Raw genomic sequence first — 19,286 nt, forward strand, 5'->3', positions numbered from 1 at the left:
GGCCATGGGCTCTTACTTGATGTTGCATAACTCGATACTCGACGCCATTGGCCAAACGCCCATCGTGCGCCTGGAACAGTTTTCCGAAGACCTCGGCATCGAGGTCTACGCCAAGCTGGAATCCCTCAACCCCGGCGGAAGCCACAAGGCACGCATCGCCCTGGGCATGATCCTCGACGCCGAGCGCCGGGGCATTCTGATTCGTGGCTCAGGGCAAACCATCATTGAGCCCAGCGGCGGCAACACCGGCATCGGCCTGGTGATGGCCGGTAACGTGCTGGGCTACAAAGTGGTGCTGGTGATCCCCGACAACTACAGCCCCGAGAAGCAGAAACTGCTGCGCCTGTACGGCGCCAGGGTGGTGCTGTCGGACAGCCGCCTGGGCAACAATTCCCACGGCGAAAAGTGCATGGAGCTGCAGCTGGAAAACCCCAGCTACGTGATGCTCAACCAGCAGCGCAACGGCGCCAACCCGCAGACCCACCGTGACACCACCGCCCGGGAAATCATCCGCGCCTTCGGCGAGCTGCGTGTGGACTACTTCGTCAGCGGCATCGGCACCGGGGGCCATATCACCGGCATCGGCGAAACCCTCAAGAGCACCTGGCCGGCGATCCGCGTGATGGGGGTGGAGCCGGAAGAGTGCGACCTGCTCAGCGACCGCCATGCGCCGCACCATATCCAGGGCCTGTCGATCGGCTTGATCCCGAGCATTCTCAACGTCGCGATCATTGACGGGATGCTCAAGGTGTCGCGCCAGGAATGCCTCGACATGATCAAACGCATCATGCGCACCGACGCCATCAGCCTCGGGCTGTCGTCGGCCGCCAACATGGTAGCCATCGCCAAGCTGGCGCCGGAGCTGCCCACCGACACCGTCGTGCTGACCATGGTCTACGACAGTGCCGACAGCTATCTGCCCTGTTTTGAATAACAACTATTGCGGGGGTGCCTCCATGGGGGGCTTTATCGACATGCAACAGCTGCACGATGAGATGCTCACCCACCTCATCACCACGCTTACGCCTGCGCAGTTGAAGCAGCTGGAGGCGCATCTCGCGCCGCTGATCCAGGCGGCGGCCCAGGCGGTGGCCGAAGACCTGATCGCCTATGCCTGGCGCGACCCGGCGTCCCGTGGGCGCGGAGAGCTGATCCTGGAGTCCTACGCCTCGTTCAAGGCCGTGCTGTATTACCGCCTGGCGCACCTGGTGTGGAATTTCCCGGACACGAACAACGGCGTGTTTTCCGCCATCGCCCTAAAGCTGAGCAACCAGGGCAAGATCCTGTCCGGCGCCGAAATTCACCCCGCCGCGCGGATCGGCCGACGCTTTGTGCTGGACCACGGTTACGGCACGGTCATCGGTGAAACCTGCGAAATCGGCAACGACTGCTACATCCTCTGCGGCGTGACCCTTGGCGCCCGGGGCATCGCCAACAACCCGGACGGCAAGCGTCACCCACGGTTGGGCAACAACGTGGAAGTCGGCTCCGGCGCGCGGGTGCTCGGTTACGTGCTGATCGGCGACAACGTGTTCATCAGCCCGTCCTGCGTGATCACCCAGGACGTGCCGGCCGGCACCAAGGTCAAGGTGGTCAACCAGATCCAGTTGCAGAAAAACGATGAGTCGGACCACAGCAATTACCTCGGCGCATTTGCCCTCGACGAACGCCTGCACGTGGTGGGCGAAGTCAACGCCAGCCACAAGGTGACGGTATTGGACGCTGACTTTCATCCCCTGCCCGGCCTGCTGCTGGAGCCGACAGTCAAGGAACGTCATCACCTGCAATTCCGCCTGCGGCACATCGAAACCAACGCCTACCCGCCGCGCCTGCCGCTGAACCTGAAAGTGACCGGGCCCGAATTTGAAATCACCTTGCTATCTCCTCCTGGCTTGAGCGCGATGGTTCGTCGCCTGCTGCAAGCCAGCCCACTGATCGTCGGAGGTTGAACATGTCCGTGCACACCATGGAAACCCTCGCGCTGTTCGACAGCGCTCCTTACCAGAATGCCTTCAGTGCGCGGGTGATTGCCGTCAGCGAACAGGGAATCGCCCTGGAGCACACGCTGTTCTACCCCACCGGCGGCGGCCAACCGGGGGACACCGGCCATTTCATCCTGCCCGACGGCAGCCGCGTCGACATCACCGGCACCGTGCGTGACCCGGTGCTGCGCTCGATCATCTGGCACCAGGTAGAACACTGCCCCGAGCAACTGGCCGCCGGGATGCAGGTAGACGCCAGCCTGGACTGGGAACGTCGCTACCAGCACATGAAAATGCACACCTGCCTGCACCTCCTGTGCTCGATCATCGACGCTCCGGTGACCGGTTGCAGTATCGGCGCCGACAAGGGCCGCCTGGATTTCGACCTGCCGGAAATGACCCTCGACAAAGAGACCATCACCCGTGACCTCAATGCCTTGATCGAACAGGCTCATGGGGTGAAAACCCTGTCCATGCCCGCCTCGGAGTATTCAACCCTGCTGCAGATCACTCGCACCCAGGCGGTGGCGCCACCGGTCATCCAGGGGGCAGTTCGGGTGATTGAAATCGCCGGGATCGATATCCAGCCCTGCGGCGGCACCCATGTGACCAATACCGAAGAAATCGGCCGGGTGTTCTGCGAAAAAATCGAGAAGAAGAGCAAACACAATCGCAGGGTGATCCTGCGGTTTGAATAACCGCCGAGCGACGACCGGGGCGCCGACGCCCTAGTCGCCGTTCGTACAGGAAACTGACAGCAAATTTATGCGCTTGTAACATTCAGAAACGTACAATCCCGCCAGCAACGCCTCGTTGCCCCTGACTCGCGAAAACAGCGCCCGCCCTTCTCGGTGGGTCATTCGTGCAGCAGCTAAGCTCACTCCCATCACGCCCCTGAACCTGAACGCTGCAGGAATGACTGCCTATGAAAAGAGTGTTCCGTCACTACATCCCTGCATCCACATTGCGCTTGCTCCCCAACCGCTGGGATTTGGTCGCCCTGCCCCTGGTGATCGGCTTTTTACTGTTTTTCTCCATCACTGCGCGGGAAACCTGGGCGCCCATCGCCACCCTGCAGAGTGAAGTGATCTCGCTGGACCCGGCCAACCTGCCGGAATACGCGATGCGCACCACGATGCGCATGCTCGCGGCGATGGTTGCAGCGCTGGTGTTCACCCTGTTGTACGGCACCCTGGCCGCCAAAAGCCGGCGCGCCGAGAAACTGCTGGTGCCCGTGCTCGACATCCTGCAATCGGTACCGGTACTGGGTTACATCTCGTTCACGGTGACGTTCTTCCTGCTGCTGTTCCCCGGGCGTGTGCTCGGCGCGGAGTTCGCGGCCATCTTTGCGATTTTCACCAGCCAGGCCTGGAACATGACGTTCAGCTTCTACCAGTCGCTGCGCATGCTGCCCCATGACCTGGTGGAAGTGTCGACCAACCTGCGACTTTCCGGTTGGCAGCGGTTCTGGAAGCTCGACGTGCCCTTCGCCATGCCCGGGCTGGTGTGGAACATGATGATGAGCATGTCCGGCGGCTGGTTTTTCGTGGTCGCCTCCGAGGCCATTACCGTCGGCGACAAGACCATCACCTTGCCGGGCGTGGGCTCATACCTGGCCCTGGCGATTGCCCAGAAAGACCTGCACGCCGTGGGTTACGTGATCCTGGCGATGATTGTGGTCATCCTGATGTACGACCAGTTCCTGTTCCGCCCGCTGGTGGCCTGGGCCGACAAGTTCCGCATGGAAACCACCGCCTCCCAGGGTGCCGCGCCGCAATCCTGGCTGCTGAACCTGATCCAGCGCACGCGCATCGTCCAGCGCATCCTGCGGCCTGTCACCCGCGCCATCAGCCGCATTGGCAACAAGCGCTTCAGCCTGGCGGGCGGTGCACTCAAGGCGCTGCCGGCAGAAACCCCGAAAGCGTCAAAAGTGATCGACTGGGTATGGGGCGCACTCATCGCGCTGCTGGCCGCTTATGCGCTGTATCACATCGTGCAGTACGTCGGCACTGAAGTGACCCTGGCCGAAGTCGGCCATGTATTCGTGCTGGGGCTGATCACGTTGTTGCGGGTGGTCGGCCTGATCCTGATCGCCTCGCTGATCTGGGTGCCGCTGGGCGTGATGATCGGCTTGCGCCCTGCGCTTGCGGAAAAAATCCAGCCGCTGGCGCAGTTCCTTGCGGCCTTCCCGGCGAACCTGCTGTTCCCGGTGTTCGTCATCGTGATCCTGCACTACAACCTCAACCCGGATATCTGGCTGAGCCCGCTGATTGTGCTGGGCACCCAGTGGTACATCCTGTTCAACGTGATCGCCGGAGCCAGCGCGTTCCCGAATGACTTCAAGGAAGCCGCCGCCAACTTCCGCATTCGCGGCTGGTTGTGGTGGCGCAAGGTGATGCTGCCGGGGATTTTCCCGTACTACGTCACCGGCGCCATTACCGCCTCGGGCGGTGCCTGGAACGCCAGTATCGTGTCCGAGTACGTGTCCTGGGGCCACGACAACGTGGTCGCCCACGGGCTGGGCGCCTACATCGCCCAGACCACCGCGGCCGGCGACTTCCCGAAGATCGCCCTGGGCGTGGTGGTGATGTCGATCTTCGTGGTGGCGTTCAACCGCGCTGTGTGGCGGCCGATGTACGCCATGGCTGAAAACAAACTTCGTCTGAATTGATGGGACTCGCTGTGATGACTACCTATACCGAGCATGCCGCCGACACTCCGGAAATCTACTCGTTGAAAAACGTGAACCGGGTGTTCGGCAAAGGTAAAGACGAGCTGCAAGTCCTCAGCGGCGTGAACTTGAGCCTGCACGAAGGCGAGATTGTCGGCATGCTCGGCCGGTCCGGCTCGGGCAAGTCGACCTTGCTGCGCATCATCGCCGGGCTGATTCAGCCGTCGTCGGGCGAAGTGCGCTACAACGGCGCGCCGCTCAACGGCCCGGCCGAAGGCGTGGCCATGGTGTTCCAGACCTTCGCTCTGTTCCCGTGGCTGACCGTGCTGGAAAACGTCGAGGCCGGCCTGCAAGCCTTGCAGGTCGAGCGCAAGGAATCCCGCAGGCGCGCCCTTGCGGCCATCGACCTGATCGGCCTGGACGGTTTTGAAAACGCCTACCCGCGCGAACTGTCCGGCGGCATGCGCCAACGCGTGGGTTTCGCCCGCGGGCTGGTGGTGAACCCGACCCTGCTGCTGATGGACGAACCGTTCTCGGCGCTGGACGTACTCACCGCCGAAACCCTGCGCACCGACCTGCTGGATCTGTGGAGCGGCAAGCAGCTGCCGATCAAGTCGATCCTGATCGTGACCCACAACATCGAAGAAGCGGTGCTGATGTGCGACCGCATCCTGGTGCTGTCGTCCAACCCTGGCCGGGTGGTGGCCGAGATCAAGGTGCCGTTTGCACACCCGCGCAACCGCCTGGACCCGACCTTCCGGCAAATGGTCGACGACATCTACGCCCTGATGACCGACCGCCGCAGCGCCGACGCGAGCAGAGGTTTGCCTGAGCTGAAAATGGGCAGCCTGTTGCCGGAAGTCTCCACCAACCTGATGGCTGGCCTGATCGAAACCCTGGCCGCCGAGCCCTACAATGGCCACGCCGGCCTGCCGACCGTGGCTGAACGGCGTTTGCTGGAAGTCGACGATCTGTTCCCGGTGGCGGAGATGCTTGAGCATCTGGGCTTCGCCGAACTCAAGGGTGCCGATATCACCCTGACCGATGCCGGCAAACTGTTCGCCGACTACGGCACCCAGGAGCGTAAAACCCTGTTCGCCGAACACTTGATCCGCCACGTGCCATTGGCCGCGCGCATTCACCAGGTGTTGCTTGAGCGCAGCGGCCACCGGGCGCCACGGGTGCGCTTCGAGCAGGAGCTGGAAGACTCGATGACGGAAGCCTTTGTGGAGAAAACCCTGGAAAGCGTGGTGGCCTGGGGGCGGTATGCGGAGATTTTCTCCTATGACGACCATACCGAGACGTTCAGCCTGGATGATGTGGAAGGCAGCATGTGACGGCGTGATATCGACACATTGATCGTTCCCACGCTCTGCGTGGGAATGCCGCCAGGGACGCTCCGCGTTCCACTGCTGGCGCAAGGCTTGAGTCCTGCGCAATGGTGACGCGGAGCGTCACAGGATGCATTCCCACGCAGAGCGCGGGAACGATCAGTAACGATCATTTTTAGATGACGAACAGGTCCACAAACCGGTTTACCGCAGTGGCCTCAAGCCGTGCCTGATCCTTGCACAGCGCAAAAATCTCGGCACTGCGCTGCGCGGTAAACCGGGTCGCCAGGTTGGCCTTGAACTTGTCTTCCAGCAACGGAATGCCATCCACCCGACGGCGACGGTGGCCAATCGGGTATTCCACGGCCACCTGTTCGGTGCTGGAACCATCCTTGAAGAACACCTGCACCGCATTGGCGATGGAGCGCTTGTCGGCCTCCAGGTATTCGCGGCTGTAGCGCGGCTCCTCGACAATCACCATCTTCTCCCGCAGCTCATCGATGATCGGATGGGCCGCGTGGAATTCATCTTCGTATTGCTCGGCCACCAGGTTGCCAAACGCCAGCGGTACGGCGGTCATGTACTGCAGGCAATGATCGCGGTCCGCCGCGTTGGCCAACTGCCCGACCTTGGAGATGATCCGGATCGCCGACTCGTGGGTGGTGATGACAATCCTGTCGATCTCATGCAGGCGGTGCTTCACCTGTGGGTGCAGGGTGACTGCTGCCTCGCAGGCGGTTTGTGCGTGGAACTCGGCGGGGAAGCTGATCTTGAACAGTACGTTCTCCATCACATACGTGCCATAGGGCTGCGACAGGCTGAAGGCGCGCTTGTCTTCAGGCTTGAGCGCCAGGTCCTTGTTGGTGTGGCTGAACAGCACGTCATAGAAGCCCCACTGCGGCGCGCTCAACACACCGGGAATGCCCATCTCGCCGCGCATGGCGATATCCGCCAGGCGCACCCCGCGACTCGACGCATCCCCCGCCGCCCACGACTTGCGCGAACCGGCGTTCGGCGCATGACGATAAGTACGCAATGCCTGGCCATCGACAAACGCCTGGGACAGGGCCGACAGCAGTTGCTCACGGTTGGCGCCCATCAGCTTGGCGGTGACGGCGGTGGAGGCGACTTTCACCAGCAGCACGTGGTCAAGGCCGACACGGTTGAAGGAATTTTCCAGGGCAATCACACCCTGGATTTCGTGGGCCATGATCATCGCCTCAAGCACTGCCCGCACGGTCAGCGGTGCGTCGCCGTTGGCCACGCGTTTTTGCGAGAGATGGTCGGCGACCGCGAGGATGCCACCGAGGTTATCGGAAGGGTGACCCCATTCGGCGGCAAGCCAGGTGTCGTTGTAGTCGAGCCAGCGCACGATGCAGCCGATGTCCCATGCGGCCTTGACCGGGTCCAGGCGGAACGAGGTGCCCGGCACCCGTGCGCCGAACGGCACCACCGTGCCTTCGACGATCGGCCCCAGGTGCTTGGTGCACTCCGGGAAACGCAGGGCCAGCAGGCCGCAACCGAGGGTGTCCATCAGGCAGTTGCGGGCGGTGTCCAGGGCGTCGCGGGATTCGATCCTGAAGTCCAGGACGTAATCGGCGATGTCCTGCAGGACCTGGTCGTAGTCGGGGCGGTTGTTCTGGTCGACGTTGGCGCTCATGGCAGTACTCCAAAGTGGGTTAGGTATGGTCCATCCTCAGGGTCAGGGTTGAAGTTTTATAAAAGGCAGGTCTTGGTGCCTGCCTGTGATCGTTCCCACGCTCTGCGTGGGAATGCCGCCTTGGACGCTCCGCGTCCCGCACGGCGCAAGGTTAGAAAGCATCGCCGGGTACGCGCACGAACCCTTCCATCAACACCCGCGCACTGCGGCTCATGATGGCTTTTTTCACGACCCATTCACCGTTGACCTGGCTGGCCTCGGCGCCTACCCGCAGCGTCCCGGACGGATGCCCGAACCGCACTGCATTGCGCTCCACGCCGCCCGCCGCCAAATTCACCAGCGTGCCGGAAATCGCCGCCGCCGTGCCAATCGCCACCGCCGCCGTGCCCATCATCGCGTGGTGCAACTTGCCCATGGACAGCGCCCGCACCAGCAGGTCGACATCACCCGCCTTGATCGCCTTGCCGCTGGACGCCACGTAATCCGCAGGCCGCGCCACAAACGCCACCTTCGGCGTGTGCTGACGCTGGGCCGCCTCGTCCAGGTGCTTGATCAAGCCCATGCGCAGCGCACCATGGGCGCGGATGGTTTCAAACATCGCCAGGGCCTTGGGGTCGCCATTGATCGCGCCCTGCAACTCGGTGCCGGTGTAACCCAGGTCCTGGGCGTTGATGAAGATGGTGGGAATCCCGGCATTGATCAGCGTCGCCTTGAACGTGCCGACACCCGGCACTTCCAGGTCATCCACCAGGTTGCCGGTAGGGAACATCGAGCCACCGCCGCCCTCTTCTTCCGCCGCCGGGTCCATGAATTCCAACTGCACCTCGGCGGCCGGGAAGGTCACGCCGTCGAGTTCGAAGTCGCCGGTTTCCTGCACCGCACCGTCGGTGATCGGTACGTGAGCGATGATGGTCTTGGCGATATTCGCCTGCCACACCCGCACCACAGCCACGCCGTTGTGCGGAATGCGCGCGGCATCTACCAGGCCGGCGCTGATGGCGAACGAACCCACCGCCGCCGACAGGTTGCCGCAGTTGCCACTCCAGTCCACGAACGGTTTGTCGATGGACACCTGGCCGAACAGGTAATCCACGTCGTGATCGGCTCGGGTGCTTTTGGCCAGGATCACGGTTTTGCTGGTGCTGGAAGTCGCGCCGCCCATGCCGTCGATCTGCTTGTCATACGGGTCGGGGCTGCCGATCACCCGCAACAACAGCGCATCCCGCGCCGCGCCCGGCACCTGGGCCGACTCGGGCAAATCCTTGAGGCTGAAAAACACGCCTTTACTGGTGCCGCCACGCATGTAGGTGGCGGGAATCTTGATCTGCGGTACGTGTGCCATGGTGGTCCTCATGGGCCGGGGCGTTGACCCCGGCCGCAGTTATCAGGCAGTTACAGCCGATTCCAGGAAGTCCTGGGCAAAACGTTGCAACACGCCGCCCGCCTCGTAGATCGACACTTCTTCAGCCGTGTCCAGGCGGCAGGTCACCGGCACCTCGACACGCTCGCCGTTCTTGCGGTTGATCAGCAACGTCAGTTGCGCACGCGGGGTGCGTTCGCCGATCACGTCGTAGGTTTCAGTGCCGTCGATCTTCAGGGTCTTGCGGTCGGTGCCCGGCAGGAACTCCAGCGGCAGCACGCCCATGCCCACCAGGTTGGTGCGGTGGATGCGCTCGAAACCTTCGGCGGCAATCGCTTCAACACCGGCCAGGCGTACGCCCTTGGCCGCCCAGTCCCGGGACGAACCCTGGCCGTAGTCGGCGCCGGCAATGATGATCAGCGGCTGCTTGCGCTCCATGTAGGTTTCGATGGCTTCCCACATGCGCGTGACCTTGCCTTCCGGCTCCAGGCGCGCCAGCGAACCCTGCTTGACCTTGCCGTCTTCAACCACCATTTCATTGAACAGTTTCGGGTTGGCGAAGGTGGCGCGCTGCGCGGTCAAGTGGTCGCCACGATGGGTCGCGTAAGAGTTGAAGTCGACTTCCGGCAGGCCCATTTTCGCCAGGTATTCGCCGGCGGCGCTGCCCGGCATGATCGCGTTGGACGGCGACAGGTGATCGGTGGTGATGTTGTCCGGCAGCACCGCCAGCGGGCGCATGCCCTTGAGCGGACGTGCACCGGCCAGGGCACCTTCCCAGTACGGCGGGCGACGGATGTAGGTGCTCTGCGGGCGCCAGTCGTACAGCGGCGTGACCTTCGGGCCGGTGTCTTCGTGGATCGCGAACATCGGGATGTACACCTGGCGAAACTGCTCCGGCTTGACCGACGCCTTGACCACCGCGTCGATTTCTTCGTCGCTCGGCCAGATGTCCTTGAGGCGGATTTCCTTGCCATTGGCGTCCAGGCCCAGCACGTCTTTTTCGATGTCGAAACGGATGGTGCCGGCAATCGCATAGGCCACCACCAGCGGCGGCGACGCGAGGAACGCTTGCTTGGCGTACGGGTGGATACGGCCGTCGAAGTTGCGGTTACCCGAAAGCACGGCGGTGGCGTACAGGTCGCGGTCGATGATCTCTTGCTGGATCACCGGGTCGAGTGCGCCGGACATGCCGTTGCAGGTGGTGCAGGCGAACGCCACGACACCAAAACCGAGTTGCTCCAGCTCGGTGGTCAGCCCGGCTTCGTCGAGGTACATCGCCACGGTTTTCGAACCCGGTGCCAGGGACGACTTGACCCACGGCTTGCGGGCCAGGCCGAGCTTGTTGGCATTGCGTGCCAGCAGGCCGGCGGCAATCACATTGCGCGGGTTGCTGGTGTTGGTGCAACTGGTGATGGCGGCGATGATCACCGCGCCGTCGGGCATTTGCCCCGGCACGTCATCCCACTGGCCGGAGATGCCCTTGGCCGCCAGGTCGCTGGTGGCGACGCGGGCGTGGGGGTTGCTCGGGCCGGCCATGTTGCGCACCACCGAGGACAAATCGAAGCTCAGGCCACGCTCGTATTGCGCGCCCTTGAGGTCGTCCGCCCACAGGCCGGTGTGGCGAGCGTACTGCTCCACCAGGGTGACTTGCTCGTCTTCACGACCGGTGAGTTTCAGGTAGGCGATGGTCTGTTGGTCGATGTAAAACATCGCGGCGGTGGCGCCATATTCCGGGGCCATGTTGGAGATGGTGGCGCGGTCGCCCAGAGTCAGCGCCGAAGCACCTTCACCGAAGAACTCCAGCCACGCACCGACGACCTTCTGCTTGCGCAGGAACTCGGTCAGCGCCAGCACCATGTCGGTGGCGGTGATGCCCGGTTGCAGCTTGCCCGTCAGCTCCACGCCAACACTTTCCGGCAGGCGCATCCACGAGGCGCGGCCGAGCATCACGCTCTCTGCTTCAAGGCCGCCAACGCCGATGGCGATCACGCCCAAGGCATCAACGTGAGGCGTGTGGCTGTCGGTGCCGACGCAGGTATCCGGGAAGGCCACGCCGTCACGTACCTGGATCACCGGAGACATTTTCTCCAGGTTGATCTGGTGCATGATGCCGTTGCCCGGCGGGATCACGTCGACGTTCTTGAAGGCCTTTTTGGTCCATTCGATAAAGTGGAAACGGTCTTCGTTGCGACGGTCTTCGATGGCGCGGTTTTTCTCGAACGCCTGCGGGTCAGAACCACCGGCTTCGACGGCCAGGGAGTGGTCGACGATCAGTTGGGTCGGCACCACCGGGTTGACCTGGGCCGGGTCACCGCCTTGCAGGGCGATGGCGTCGCGCAGGCCGGCAAGGTCCACCAGGGCGGTCTGGCCGAGGATGTCGTGGCATACAACGCGGGCCGGGAACCATGGGAAATCGAGGTCGCGCTTGCGTTCGATCAGTTGGCTCAAGGAGGCATTGAGGGTTGCGGGGTCGCAGCGACGCACCAGGTTTTCCGCGAGTACGCGAGAGGTGTACGGCAGTGTGGCGTAGGCGCCGGGGGTGATTGCATCGACTGCCGCGCGGGCGTCAAAGAAATCAAGGCGGCTGCCGGGGAGCGCTTTGCGGTGTTCAGTGTTCATCGTCAGGACTCGGTCACGGTAGTTGCAAAAGGAAGAACCGGTGCTGATCCAAGGTGGAATGCGATCAAAATGTGGGAGCGGGCTTGCTCGCGAAAGCGGTGTGTCATGCAACACACATGGCGACTGTCACACCGCCTTCGCGAGCAAGCCCGCTCCCACCTTTTTAATCCGTTTTCACCCCGAGATCAGCGGTTTCTCCACTCAGCGACGTTCGATTGGCACGAACTTGCGCTGCGGGGCGCCGATGTACTCGGCGCTCGGACGGATGATGCGGTTGTTGGCTCGCTGCTCGAACACGTGAGCTGCCCATCCTGTCAGCCGCGAGCAGACGAAAATCGGGGTGAACAGCTTCGTCGGGATGCCCATGAAGTGGTACGCCGAGGCATGGTAGAAGTCGGCGTTGGGGAACAGTTTCTTCTGCTCCCACATGGTCTTGTCGATGGCTTCGGAAACCGGGAACAGCACGGTGTCGCCCACTTCGTCGGCGAGTTTTTTCGACCAGGCCTTGATCACTTCATTACGCGGGTCGCTGTCTTTATAGATCGCGTGGCCAAAGCCCATGATCTTGTCCTTGCGCGCCAGCATGCCGAGGGTGCCTTCCACCGCTTCCTGGGCGGAAGAGAAACGCTCGATCATCTCCATCGCCGCTTCGTTGGCACCACCGTGCAACGGGCCACGCAGGGAGCCGATGGCGGCGGTGACGCAGGAATACAGGTCCGACAGGGTCGACGCACACACGCGGGCGGTGAAGGTCGAGGCGTTGAATTCGTGCTCGGCGTAGAGAATCAGCGACACGTTCATCACCTTGACGTGCAAGTCGCTGGGCTTCTTGTCGTGCAGCAGGTGCAGGAAGTGCCCGCCGATGCTCGGCTCGTCGGTCACGCAGTTGATGCGCTGGCCGTCGTGGCTGAAGCGGTACCAGTAGCACATGATCGCCGGGAACGCGGCCAGCAGGCGGTCGGTCACGTCGCGCTGCACGGAGAAGTCTTTCTCCGGCTCGATGTTGCCCAGGAACGAGCAACCGGTGCGCATCACGTCCATCGGGTGCGCGTCGGCGGGGATGCGTTCCAGCACTTCTTTCAGCGCCTGGGGCAGGTCGCGCAGTTTGCCGAGCTTGGCGGTGTAGGCGGCCAGTTCGGCTTTGGTCGGCAGTTCGCCGTGGAGCAGCAGGTAGGCGACTTCTTCAAACTGGGCATCGGCGGCGAGTTCGCGCACGTCGTAGCCGCGATAGGTCAAGCCGGCACCGGCCTGGCCCACGGTGGACAGTGCGGTTTGCCCGGCAACCTGGCCACGCAGGCCAGCTCCACTGAGTACTTTTGCTTCGGCCATGGTTATCTCCAATCTTGTAGTTATTAGTGAGGCGCTCGCGTTACTTCTTGGCGGCGAACAGCGCGTCGAGCTTCTGCTCGAAGGTGTGGTAGTCGATGCGATCATAAAGCTCCATGCGGGTTTGCATGGTGTCGATCACGTTCTGCTGGGTGCCGTCGCGACGGATCGCGGTGTAGACGTTCTCGGCCGCCTTGTTCATGGCGCGGAAGGCCGAGAGCGGGTACAGGACGATGGAAACATCCGCAGATTTCAGTTGATCGACGGTATAGAGAGGTGTCGCACCGAATTCGGTGATGTTGGCCAGGATCGGCGCTTTCACCCGGGAGGCGAACAGCTTGTACATCTCAAGCTCAGTGATGGCTTCCGGGAACACCATGTCGGCACCGGCCTCGATGCAGGCGGCCGCACGTTCCAGGGCGGATTCCAAACCTTCCACGGCCAGTGCGTCGGTGCGGGCCATGATCACGAAGCTGTCATCGGTACGCGCATCCACCGCAGCCTTGATGCGGTCGACCATTTCCTGCTGGGACACGATTTCTTTGTTCGGGCGATGGCCGCAACGCTTGGCGCCCACCTGGTCTTCGATATGGATCGCCGCCGCGCCGAACTTGATCATCGACTTGACGGTGCGCGCCACGTTGAACGCGGAGGAGCCGAAACCGGTGTCCACGTCCACCAGCAGCGGCAGGTCGCACACGTCGGTGATGCGGCGCACGTCCGTCAGCACGTCATCCAGGCCGGTGATGCCCAGGTCCGGCACACCGAGGGAGCCGGCAGCCACCCCGCCACCCGACAGGTAGATCGCCTTGAAGCCGGCGCGCTTGGCCAGCAGCGCGTGGTTGGCGTTGATCGCGCCGACTACCTGCAACGGGTGCTCGCTGGCAACCGCGTCACGGAAACGCTGGCCTGGAGTGGTGTTGTTATTGGAACTCATGACTCACCTCGTGATTGGGGAGCGCCGTCCGGGAAGTGACGGGCAATGTTGCGTTTGGAGGCACCGATATGCCGGCGCATCAACAACTCGGCCAGTTCACCGTCGCGATCGGCAATCGCGTCAAGAATGCGGTGATGCTCGGCAAAGGCCTGGCGTGGACGATTGGGGGTGGCGGAGAACTGGATGCGGTACATGCGCACCAACTGATACAGCTCGCCGCACAACATTTGGGTCAGGGTGCGGTTACCGGCGCCTTGAATTATCCGGTAATGAAAATCGAAGTCGCCTTCCTGCTGGTAGTAGCCGACACCGGCCTGGAAGGCCGCATCGCGCTCGTGGGTGTGCAACACCTGGCGCAGCTCTTCGATCTCGGCGTCGGTCATGCGCTCGGCGGCCAGGCGGCAGGCCATGCCTTCCAGGGATTCGCGGATTTCGTAGAGTTCAATCAGTTCTTCATGGCTCAACGAGACCACCCGCGCGCCCACATGGGGGATGCGCACCAGCAGGCGCTGGCCTTCCAGGCGGTGGATCGCCTCGCGCAGCGGGCCACGGCTGATGCCATAGGTGCGCGCCAGTTCCGGCTCGGAGATCTTGCTGCCGGGGGCGATTTCGCCCTTGACGATGGCGGCCTGGATACGCCGGAAGACGTTCTCGGACATGGTCTGGGAATCGTCTTGGGCCATCACTGGGGTTTCCAGCTGATCCAGCATATTGTCGACACCTTTAAAAGCAATGCCGCAAAAACTAGCCAATCAGCCCCGGATAGTCAAAGAATAAATACACATTGTCGACAATCGTCTAATAACCCGCCTTGCACTCTATCGGGGCATGGCCGGCTGCCAGCGCTGGCGCCAGAAAACCTTCATGTTAGAATGCCGGCCACTTTTGCCTCACATCCCTGGATGAAAAGGCGCACGAGGGAGCTTGCGCAGCAATGCCAGTCGCCTTGAATTGAACATCGCACTGCACCGCGTCAGGATTTATGAGACTCAAGCCCTTCCCCCTTTTGCTTCTACTGTTTATCCCGGGCCTTGGCGTTGCTGCCGAGAAGACCGTTTATGGACTCAATGAATACGCCAAGTTGGCCGGCATTGACCTGGAAGTGGCCGCCAAGCTCGACACCGGGGCCAAGACCGCGTCCTTGAGCGCCCGCGACATCAAGCGCTTCAAGCGCAACGGCGAGTCCTGGGTGCGCTTCTACCTGGCCATCGACACCGCACACTCCCACCCCATCGAGCGTCCCCTGGCCCGCGTGAGCAAGATCAAGCGCCGCGCCGGTGACTACGACCCCGATGAAGACAAGAACTACACCGCCCGTCCAGTCATCGCCCTGGACATCTGCATGGGCACCGCTTTACGCAGTATCGAAGTGAACTTGACTGACCGCAGCGCCTTCCAATACCCGCTGCTGATCGGCTCCGAAGCGCTGAAACGCTTTGATGCGCTGGTCGACCCCAGTCTTAAATACGCGGCGGGCAAACCTGCCTGCGCCTCCGACGCTCATACCGCTGAGTAATTTGAATGCGCTCTCTTAATCTGCACCTGAAAATCCTGATCGCCGTTTTGGTGGTCTTGGGCATTTCGGTCACCGCCTATCAGATTTTCGTGCTGGGGATTCCCGTCACCGAGGACGCCACCGACGACCTGTGGAACATCGACGCCAAGGTCGAGTTCGTCGCCAGCGCCAAGGACCCGGTGAAAATCCAGATGTTCGTGCCGCCCCTGAGCCGCGACTTCGTCAGCCTGAATGAAAGCTTTATCTCGAATAACTACGGCGTCAGCGTCAATCGCCTCGACGGCAACCGCAAGGTCACCTGGTCGGCACGCCGGGCCAAGGGCAACCAGACCCTCTACTACCGCCTGGTGCTGACCAAGCGTTACAGCGGTGAAAAGATCAAGGTCAAGGGCCCGACCTTCCGCGACAGCATCGCCGTCGAAGGCCCGGAAAAAATCGCCGCCGAAGCCCTGCTGGCGCCGATCCGCCAGCACTCGGCCGACGTCGAGACCTTTATCAGCGAAGCCATCAAGCGCACCAACAACCTCAACGACGACAACGTGAAGCTGCTGCTGGCGGGCGACCCGTCGACGCCGCACAAGGCCAAGATCGTCGAGTTGCTGCTGTCCATCGCCCATGTGCCGGTGGAAAAGGTCCACACCATCCGCCTGGTGGCCGACCAGCCGCAAACCCCGGAACTCTGGCTGCGCAGTTTCAATGGCAACGACTGGCTGTACTTCAACCCCGACACCGGCGAGCAAGGGCTGCCGGCCGACCGCCTGCTGTGGTGGACCGGTGATGAAAACCTGATCACCGTCGACGGCGGCAAGAAGGCCATGGTGACCTTCAGCCTCAACAACAGCGAAATGAACGCGATTCGCCTGGCCAAGCTGACGGACGAAAACACCGACGCCAACTTCCTCGAGTACTCGCTGTACGGCCTGCCGCTGCAAACCCAGCAGACCTTCATGATCATGGTGATGATCCCGATTGGCGTGCTGGTGATCCTGATCCTGCGCAACCTGATCGGCCTGCAGACCCTTGGCACGTTTACCCCGGTGCTGATTGCCCTGGCGTTCCGAGAGACACAGCTGGGCTTCGGGATTGTGCTGTTCACCATTATTACGGCGCTGGGGCTGTCGCTTCGGTCTTACCTGGAACACTTGAAGCTGCAGATGCTGCCGAGGCTCTCGGTGGTGCTGACCTTCGTGGTGGTGCTGATCGCCGCCATCAGTCTGTTCAGCCACAAGCTCGGCCTGGAGCGCGGGTTGTCGGTGGCACTGTTCCCGATGGTGATCCTGACCATGACCATCGAACGCCTGTCGATCACCTGGGAAGAACGCGGTGGCGGCCATGCGATGAAAGTCGCGATCGGCACGCTGTTCGCCGCGTCCCTGGCGCACATCATCATGAGCGTGCCGGAACTGATCTACTTCGTGTTCACCTTCCCGGCGATCCTGTTGATCCTGGTGGGCTTCATGCTGGCCATGGGTCGTTATCGCGGCTACCGCCTGACCGAACTGGTGCGTTTCAAGGCCTTCCTCAAGGCTGACTCGTAATGTTCGGCTTCTGGAAGACCTGGAAGGCCCTGGAAGCGCGGGGGATCATGGGCATCAACCGGCGAAATGCCGACTACGTGCTCAAGTACAACAAGCGCAGCCTGTATCCGATCGTCGATGACAAGATCATCACCAAGGAACGGGCCATGGCCGCCGGCATCCACGTGCCGGAAATGTACGGGGTCATTTCCACCGAGAAGGAAATCGACAAGCTCGACGAGATCATCGGCGGGCGCAGCGACTTCGTGATCAAGCCGGCCCAGGGCGCCGGTGGTGACGGTATCCTGGTGATCGCCGACCGTTTTGAAGGGCGCTATCGAACGGTCTCCGGCAAGATCATCAGCCATGAAGAAATCGAGCATCAGATTTCCAGCATCCTCACCGGCCTGTATTCCCTCGGCGGCCACCGTGACCGCGCGCTGATCGAATACCGGGTGGTGCCCGACCAGATCTTCAAAAGCATCAGCTACGAAGGCGTACCGGACATCCGCATCATCGTGCTGATGGGCTACCCGGTGATGGCCATGCTGCGCTTGCCCACCCGCCAGTCCGGCGGCAAGGCCAACCTGCACCAGGGCGCGATTGGCGTGGGTGTCGATCTCGCCACCGGCCTGACCCTGCGCGGCACCTGGCTGAACAACATCATCACCAAGCACCCCGACACCACCAATGCGGTGGACGGCGTGCAACTGCCCAACTGGGACGGTTTCATGAAGCTCGCCGCCGGCTGCTACGAGCTGTGCGGCCTGGGCTATATCGGCGTGGATATGGTGCTGGACCAGGAAAAGGGTCCGTTGATCCTGGAACTTAACGCTCGCCCGGGGCTGAACATTCAGATTGCCAACGACTGCGGCCTGACCTTGCGCACCCATGCCGTGGAGGCTCGATTGGAAGAGCTGAAGGCGGCGGGCGTAACGGAAACACCGGAGGAACGGGTTAAGTTTGTGCAGGAAATGTTTGGGCATATTCCGGCGGTCGAGGGATAAACCCAGTGACCTGCTCCGTACACCCGCTGCCCTACCGGGCCAACCCTGCAGAATACTTTGCAGCAATCCGCCATGCGCCCGGCGCGGTGCTGCTGGACAGTGGCCGACCGGCGGCCGAGCGCGGCCGTTATGACCTGCTGAGCGCCTGGCCCGAGACGACCCTGGCGGTACTGCCCGACGAAAGCGGCAGTGATTTCCTGCAGCGCCTGCGGGAAAACCTGACGTTGCTGGGTGAAGCCACGATCCCCGCGCCCTACGAACTGCCGTTTGCCGGCGGCCTCATCGGCTACCTGAGCTACGACTTCGGTCGTCATCTTGAGCACCTGCCGCACCTGGCGGTGAACGACCTGCACCTGCCGGATGCACGCTTTGGCCTGTACGCCTGGGCCTTGATCAGCGATCACCAGGCGCAGACCAGCCAACTGGTGTTCCACCCCAAACTGGAGGAAAGCGAACGGCAACGCCTGATTACCTTGTTCGGTCAGCCGACCATCAGCGCATCGGCCACCTTCAAGCTGCAAGGCCCAATGGCTCCGGACGTGACAGCCGACACCTACAAACATGCACTCGCCCGCATCCAGGATTACATCCAGGCGGGTGACTGCTACCAGGTCAACTTTGCCCAACGTTTCCGTGCCCCGTGCAGTGGCGATCCGTGGGTGGCCTACTGCGCCTTGCGCGAAGCCTGCCCGACGCCGTTTTCCGGGTTCCAGAGCCTGCCGGACGACGGCGCAGTGTTGAGCTTGTCGCCGGAGCGCTTCGTCAAAATCAGCCAACGCCAGGTGGAAACCCGCCCGATCAAGGGCACCCGGCCAAGGGGGGCGACGCCCGAGGAGGATGCAGCCAACGCCGCTGAATTGCTGGCCAGCCCCAAGGATCGTGCCGAAAACCTGATGATCGTCGACCTGCTGCGCAACGACCTGGGCCGCACCTGCCGTACCGGCTCGGTGAAAGTGCCGGAGTTGTTCAGCCTGGAAAGCTATCCCAACGTGCATCATCTGGTGAGCAGCGTCACCGGTGAGCTGGCGGACGATAAAGACGCCCTCGACCTGATCGCCGGCAGCTTCCCCGGCGGCTCCATCACCGGCGCACCGAAGATTCGCGCGATGCAGATCATCGACGAGCTGGAGCCGACCCGGCGCGGGTTGTATTGCGGTTCGCTGGTGTATCTGGACGTGCGCGGCGAGATGGACAGCTCCATCGCCATTCGCAGCCTGTTGGTCAAGGATGGTCAGGTGTGCTGCTGGGGCGGCGGCGGGATTGTCGCGGACTCGGAGTGGCAGGCGGAGTATCAGGAGTCGATGACCAAGGTGCGGGTGTTGTTACAAACCTTGGAAAGCCTGTAGCACCCAGCCCCTTC

Annotated in this window: 15 protein-coding genes; 9 read left to right on the plus strand and 6 right to left on the minus strand. The window is 62.4% G+C overall.

Features of this window, described 5'->3' with window-relative positions; all coding sequences use genetic code 11:
* The first annotated feature begins 19 nt into the window (after positions 1–19).
* The 5 genes from HX811_RS13000 to HX811_RS13020 all read left to right on the plus strand — a co-directional run bounded on the left by HX811_RS13000 (position 20) and on the right by HX811_RS13020 (position 5,990).
* Complete coding sequence (locus tag HX811_RS13000; protein WP_043225528.1) at positions 20–934, plus strand: PLP-dependent cysteine synthase family protein; 915 nt, start codon at positions 20–22, stop codon at positions 932–934.
* A 22-nt stretch (positions 935–956) separates the two neighbouring features.
* Positions 957–1,949, plus strand: a complete 993-nt coding sequence (locus HX811_RS13005) for a serine O-acetyltransferase (protein WP_177046138.1) — start codon at positions 957–959, stop codon at positions 1,947–1,949.
* 2 nt (positions 1,950–1,951) lie between these two features.
* A complete protein-coding gene (locus HX811_RS13010) occupies positions 1,952–2,680 on the plus strand; it encodes an alanyl-tRNA editing protein (RefSeq protein ID WP_003214990.1) in 729 nt (242 codons plus the stop codon).
* A gap of 227 nt (positions 2,681–2,907) precedes the next feature.
* Positions 2,908–4,653 carry an ABC transporter permease subunit gene (locus tag HX811_RS13015; protein WP_003214988.1) on the plus strand — a complete coding sequence of 582 codons (1,746 nt, stop codon included), beginning with the start codon at positions 2,908–2,910 and terminating at the stop codon, positions 4,651–4,653.
* A 14-nt stretch (positions 4,654–4,667) separates the two neighbouring features.
* Positions 4,668–5,990: an AAA-associated domain-containing protein gene (locus HX811_RS13020; RefSeq protein ID WP_177023062.1), complete on the plus strand. Its 1,323-nt coding sequence runs from the start codon at positions 4,668–4,670 to the stop codon at positions 5,988–5,990.
* 169 nt (positions 5,991–6,159) lie between these two features.
* On the opposite strand, the gene prpD is transcribed toward HX811_RS13020, so the two are convergent.
* The 6 genes from prpD to HX811_RS13050 all read right to left on the minus strand — a co-directional run bounded on the left by prpD (position 6,160) and on the right by HX811_RS13050 (position 14,596).
* Positions 6,160–7,644 (minus strand): 2-methylcitrate dehydratase, encoded by a 1,485-nt coding sequence (gene prpD / locus HX811_RS13025; RefSeq protein ID WP_177046140.1) that lies wholly within the window; start codon positions 7,642–7,644, stop codon positions 6,160–6,162.
* Positions 7,645–7,795: 151 nt separating this feature from the next.
* A complete protein-coding gene (gene prpF / locus HX811_RS13030; protein ID WP_177046143.1) occupies positions 7,796–8,986 on the minus strand; it encodes a 2-methylaconitate cis-trans isomerase PrpF in 1,191 nt (396 codons plus the stop codon).
* Positions 8,987–9,028: 42 nt separating this feature from the next.
* Positions 9,029–11,623, minus strand: coding sequence for a Fe/S-dependent 2-methylisocitrate dehydratase AcnD (gene acnD, locus HX811_RS13035; protein WP_177036355.1), 2,595 nt, complete (start codon positions 11,621–11,623; stop codon positions 9,029–9,031).
* Positions 11,624–11,824: 201 nt separating this feature from the next.
* Entirely contained in the window at positions 11,825–12,952 is a 1,128-nt protein-coding gene (prpC, locus tag HX811_RS13040; RefSeq protein WP_177046145.1) for a 2-methylcitrate synthase, read from the minus strand.
* A gap of 40 nt (positions 12,953–12,992) precedes the next feature.
* A complete protein-coding gene (gene prpB / locus HX811_RS13045; protein ID WP_003214976.1) occupies positions 12,993–13,886 on the minus strand; it encodes a methylisocitrate lyase in 894 nt (297 codons plus the stop codon).
* Complete coding sequence (locus tag HX811_RS13050) at positions 13,883–14,596, minus strand: GntR family transcriptional regulator (protein ID WP_008432676.1); 714 nt, start codon at positions 14,594–14,596, stop codon at positions 13,883–13,885. The genes prpB and HX811_RS13050 overlap by 4 nt, the downstream gene beginning before the upstream one ends.
* Positions 14,597–14,868: 272 nt before the next feature.
* On the opposite strand from HX811_RS13050, the gene HX811_RS13055 reads away from it, so the two are divergent.
* Genes HX811_RS13055 through pabB form a run of 4 tightly spaced genes read left to right on the plus strand, consistent with a single transcriptional unit; the run spans position 14,869 to position 19,272 of the window.
* Positions 14,869–15,402, plus strand: coding sequence for an ATP-dependent zinc protease (locus HX811_RS13055; protein WP_023659091.1), 534 nt, complete (start codon positions 14,869–14,871; stop codon positions 15,400–15,402).
* Between the two features lie 5 nt (positions 15,403–15,407).
* Positions 15,408–16,940, plus strand: a complete 1,533-nt coding sequence (locus HX811_RS13060) for an inactive transglutaminase family protein (protein ID WP_008432680.1) — start codon at positions 15,408–15,410, stop codon at positions 16,938–16,940.
* Positions 16,940–17,926: an alpha-L-glutamate ligase-like protein gene (locus HX811_RS13065; protein ID WP_003214969.1), complete on the plus strand. Its 987-nt coding sequence runs from the start codon at positions 16,940–16,942 to the stop codon at positions 17,924–17,926. The genes HX811_RS13060 and HX811_RS13065 overlap by 1 nt, the downstream gene beginning before the upstream one ends.
* 5 nt (positions 17,927–17,931) lie before the next feature.
* The gene (gene pabB, locus HX811_RS13070; protein WP_177046147.1) at positions 17,932–19,272 is read left to right on the plus strand and encodes an aminodeoxychorismate synthase component I; all 1,341 of its coding nucleotides are present in this window, start codon (positions 17,932–17,934) and stop codon (positions 19,270–19,272) included.
* Positions 19,273–19,286 lie beyond the last annotated feature (14 nt).

The organism is Pseudomonas sp. F8002, assembly GCF_013385495.1.
Lineage (GTDB): Bacteria > Pseudomonadota > Gammaproteobacteria > Pseudomonadales > Pseudomonadaceae > Aquipseudomonas.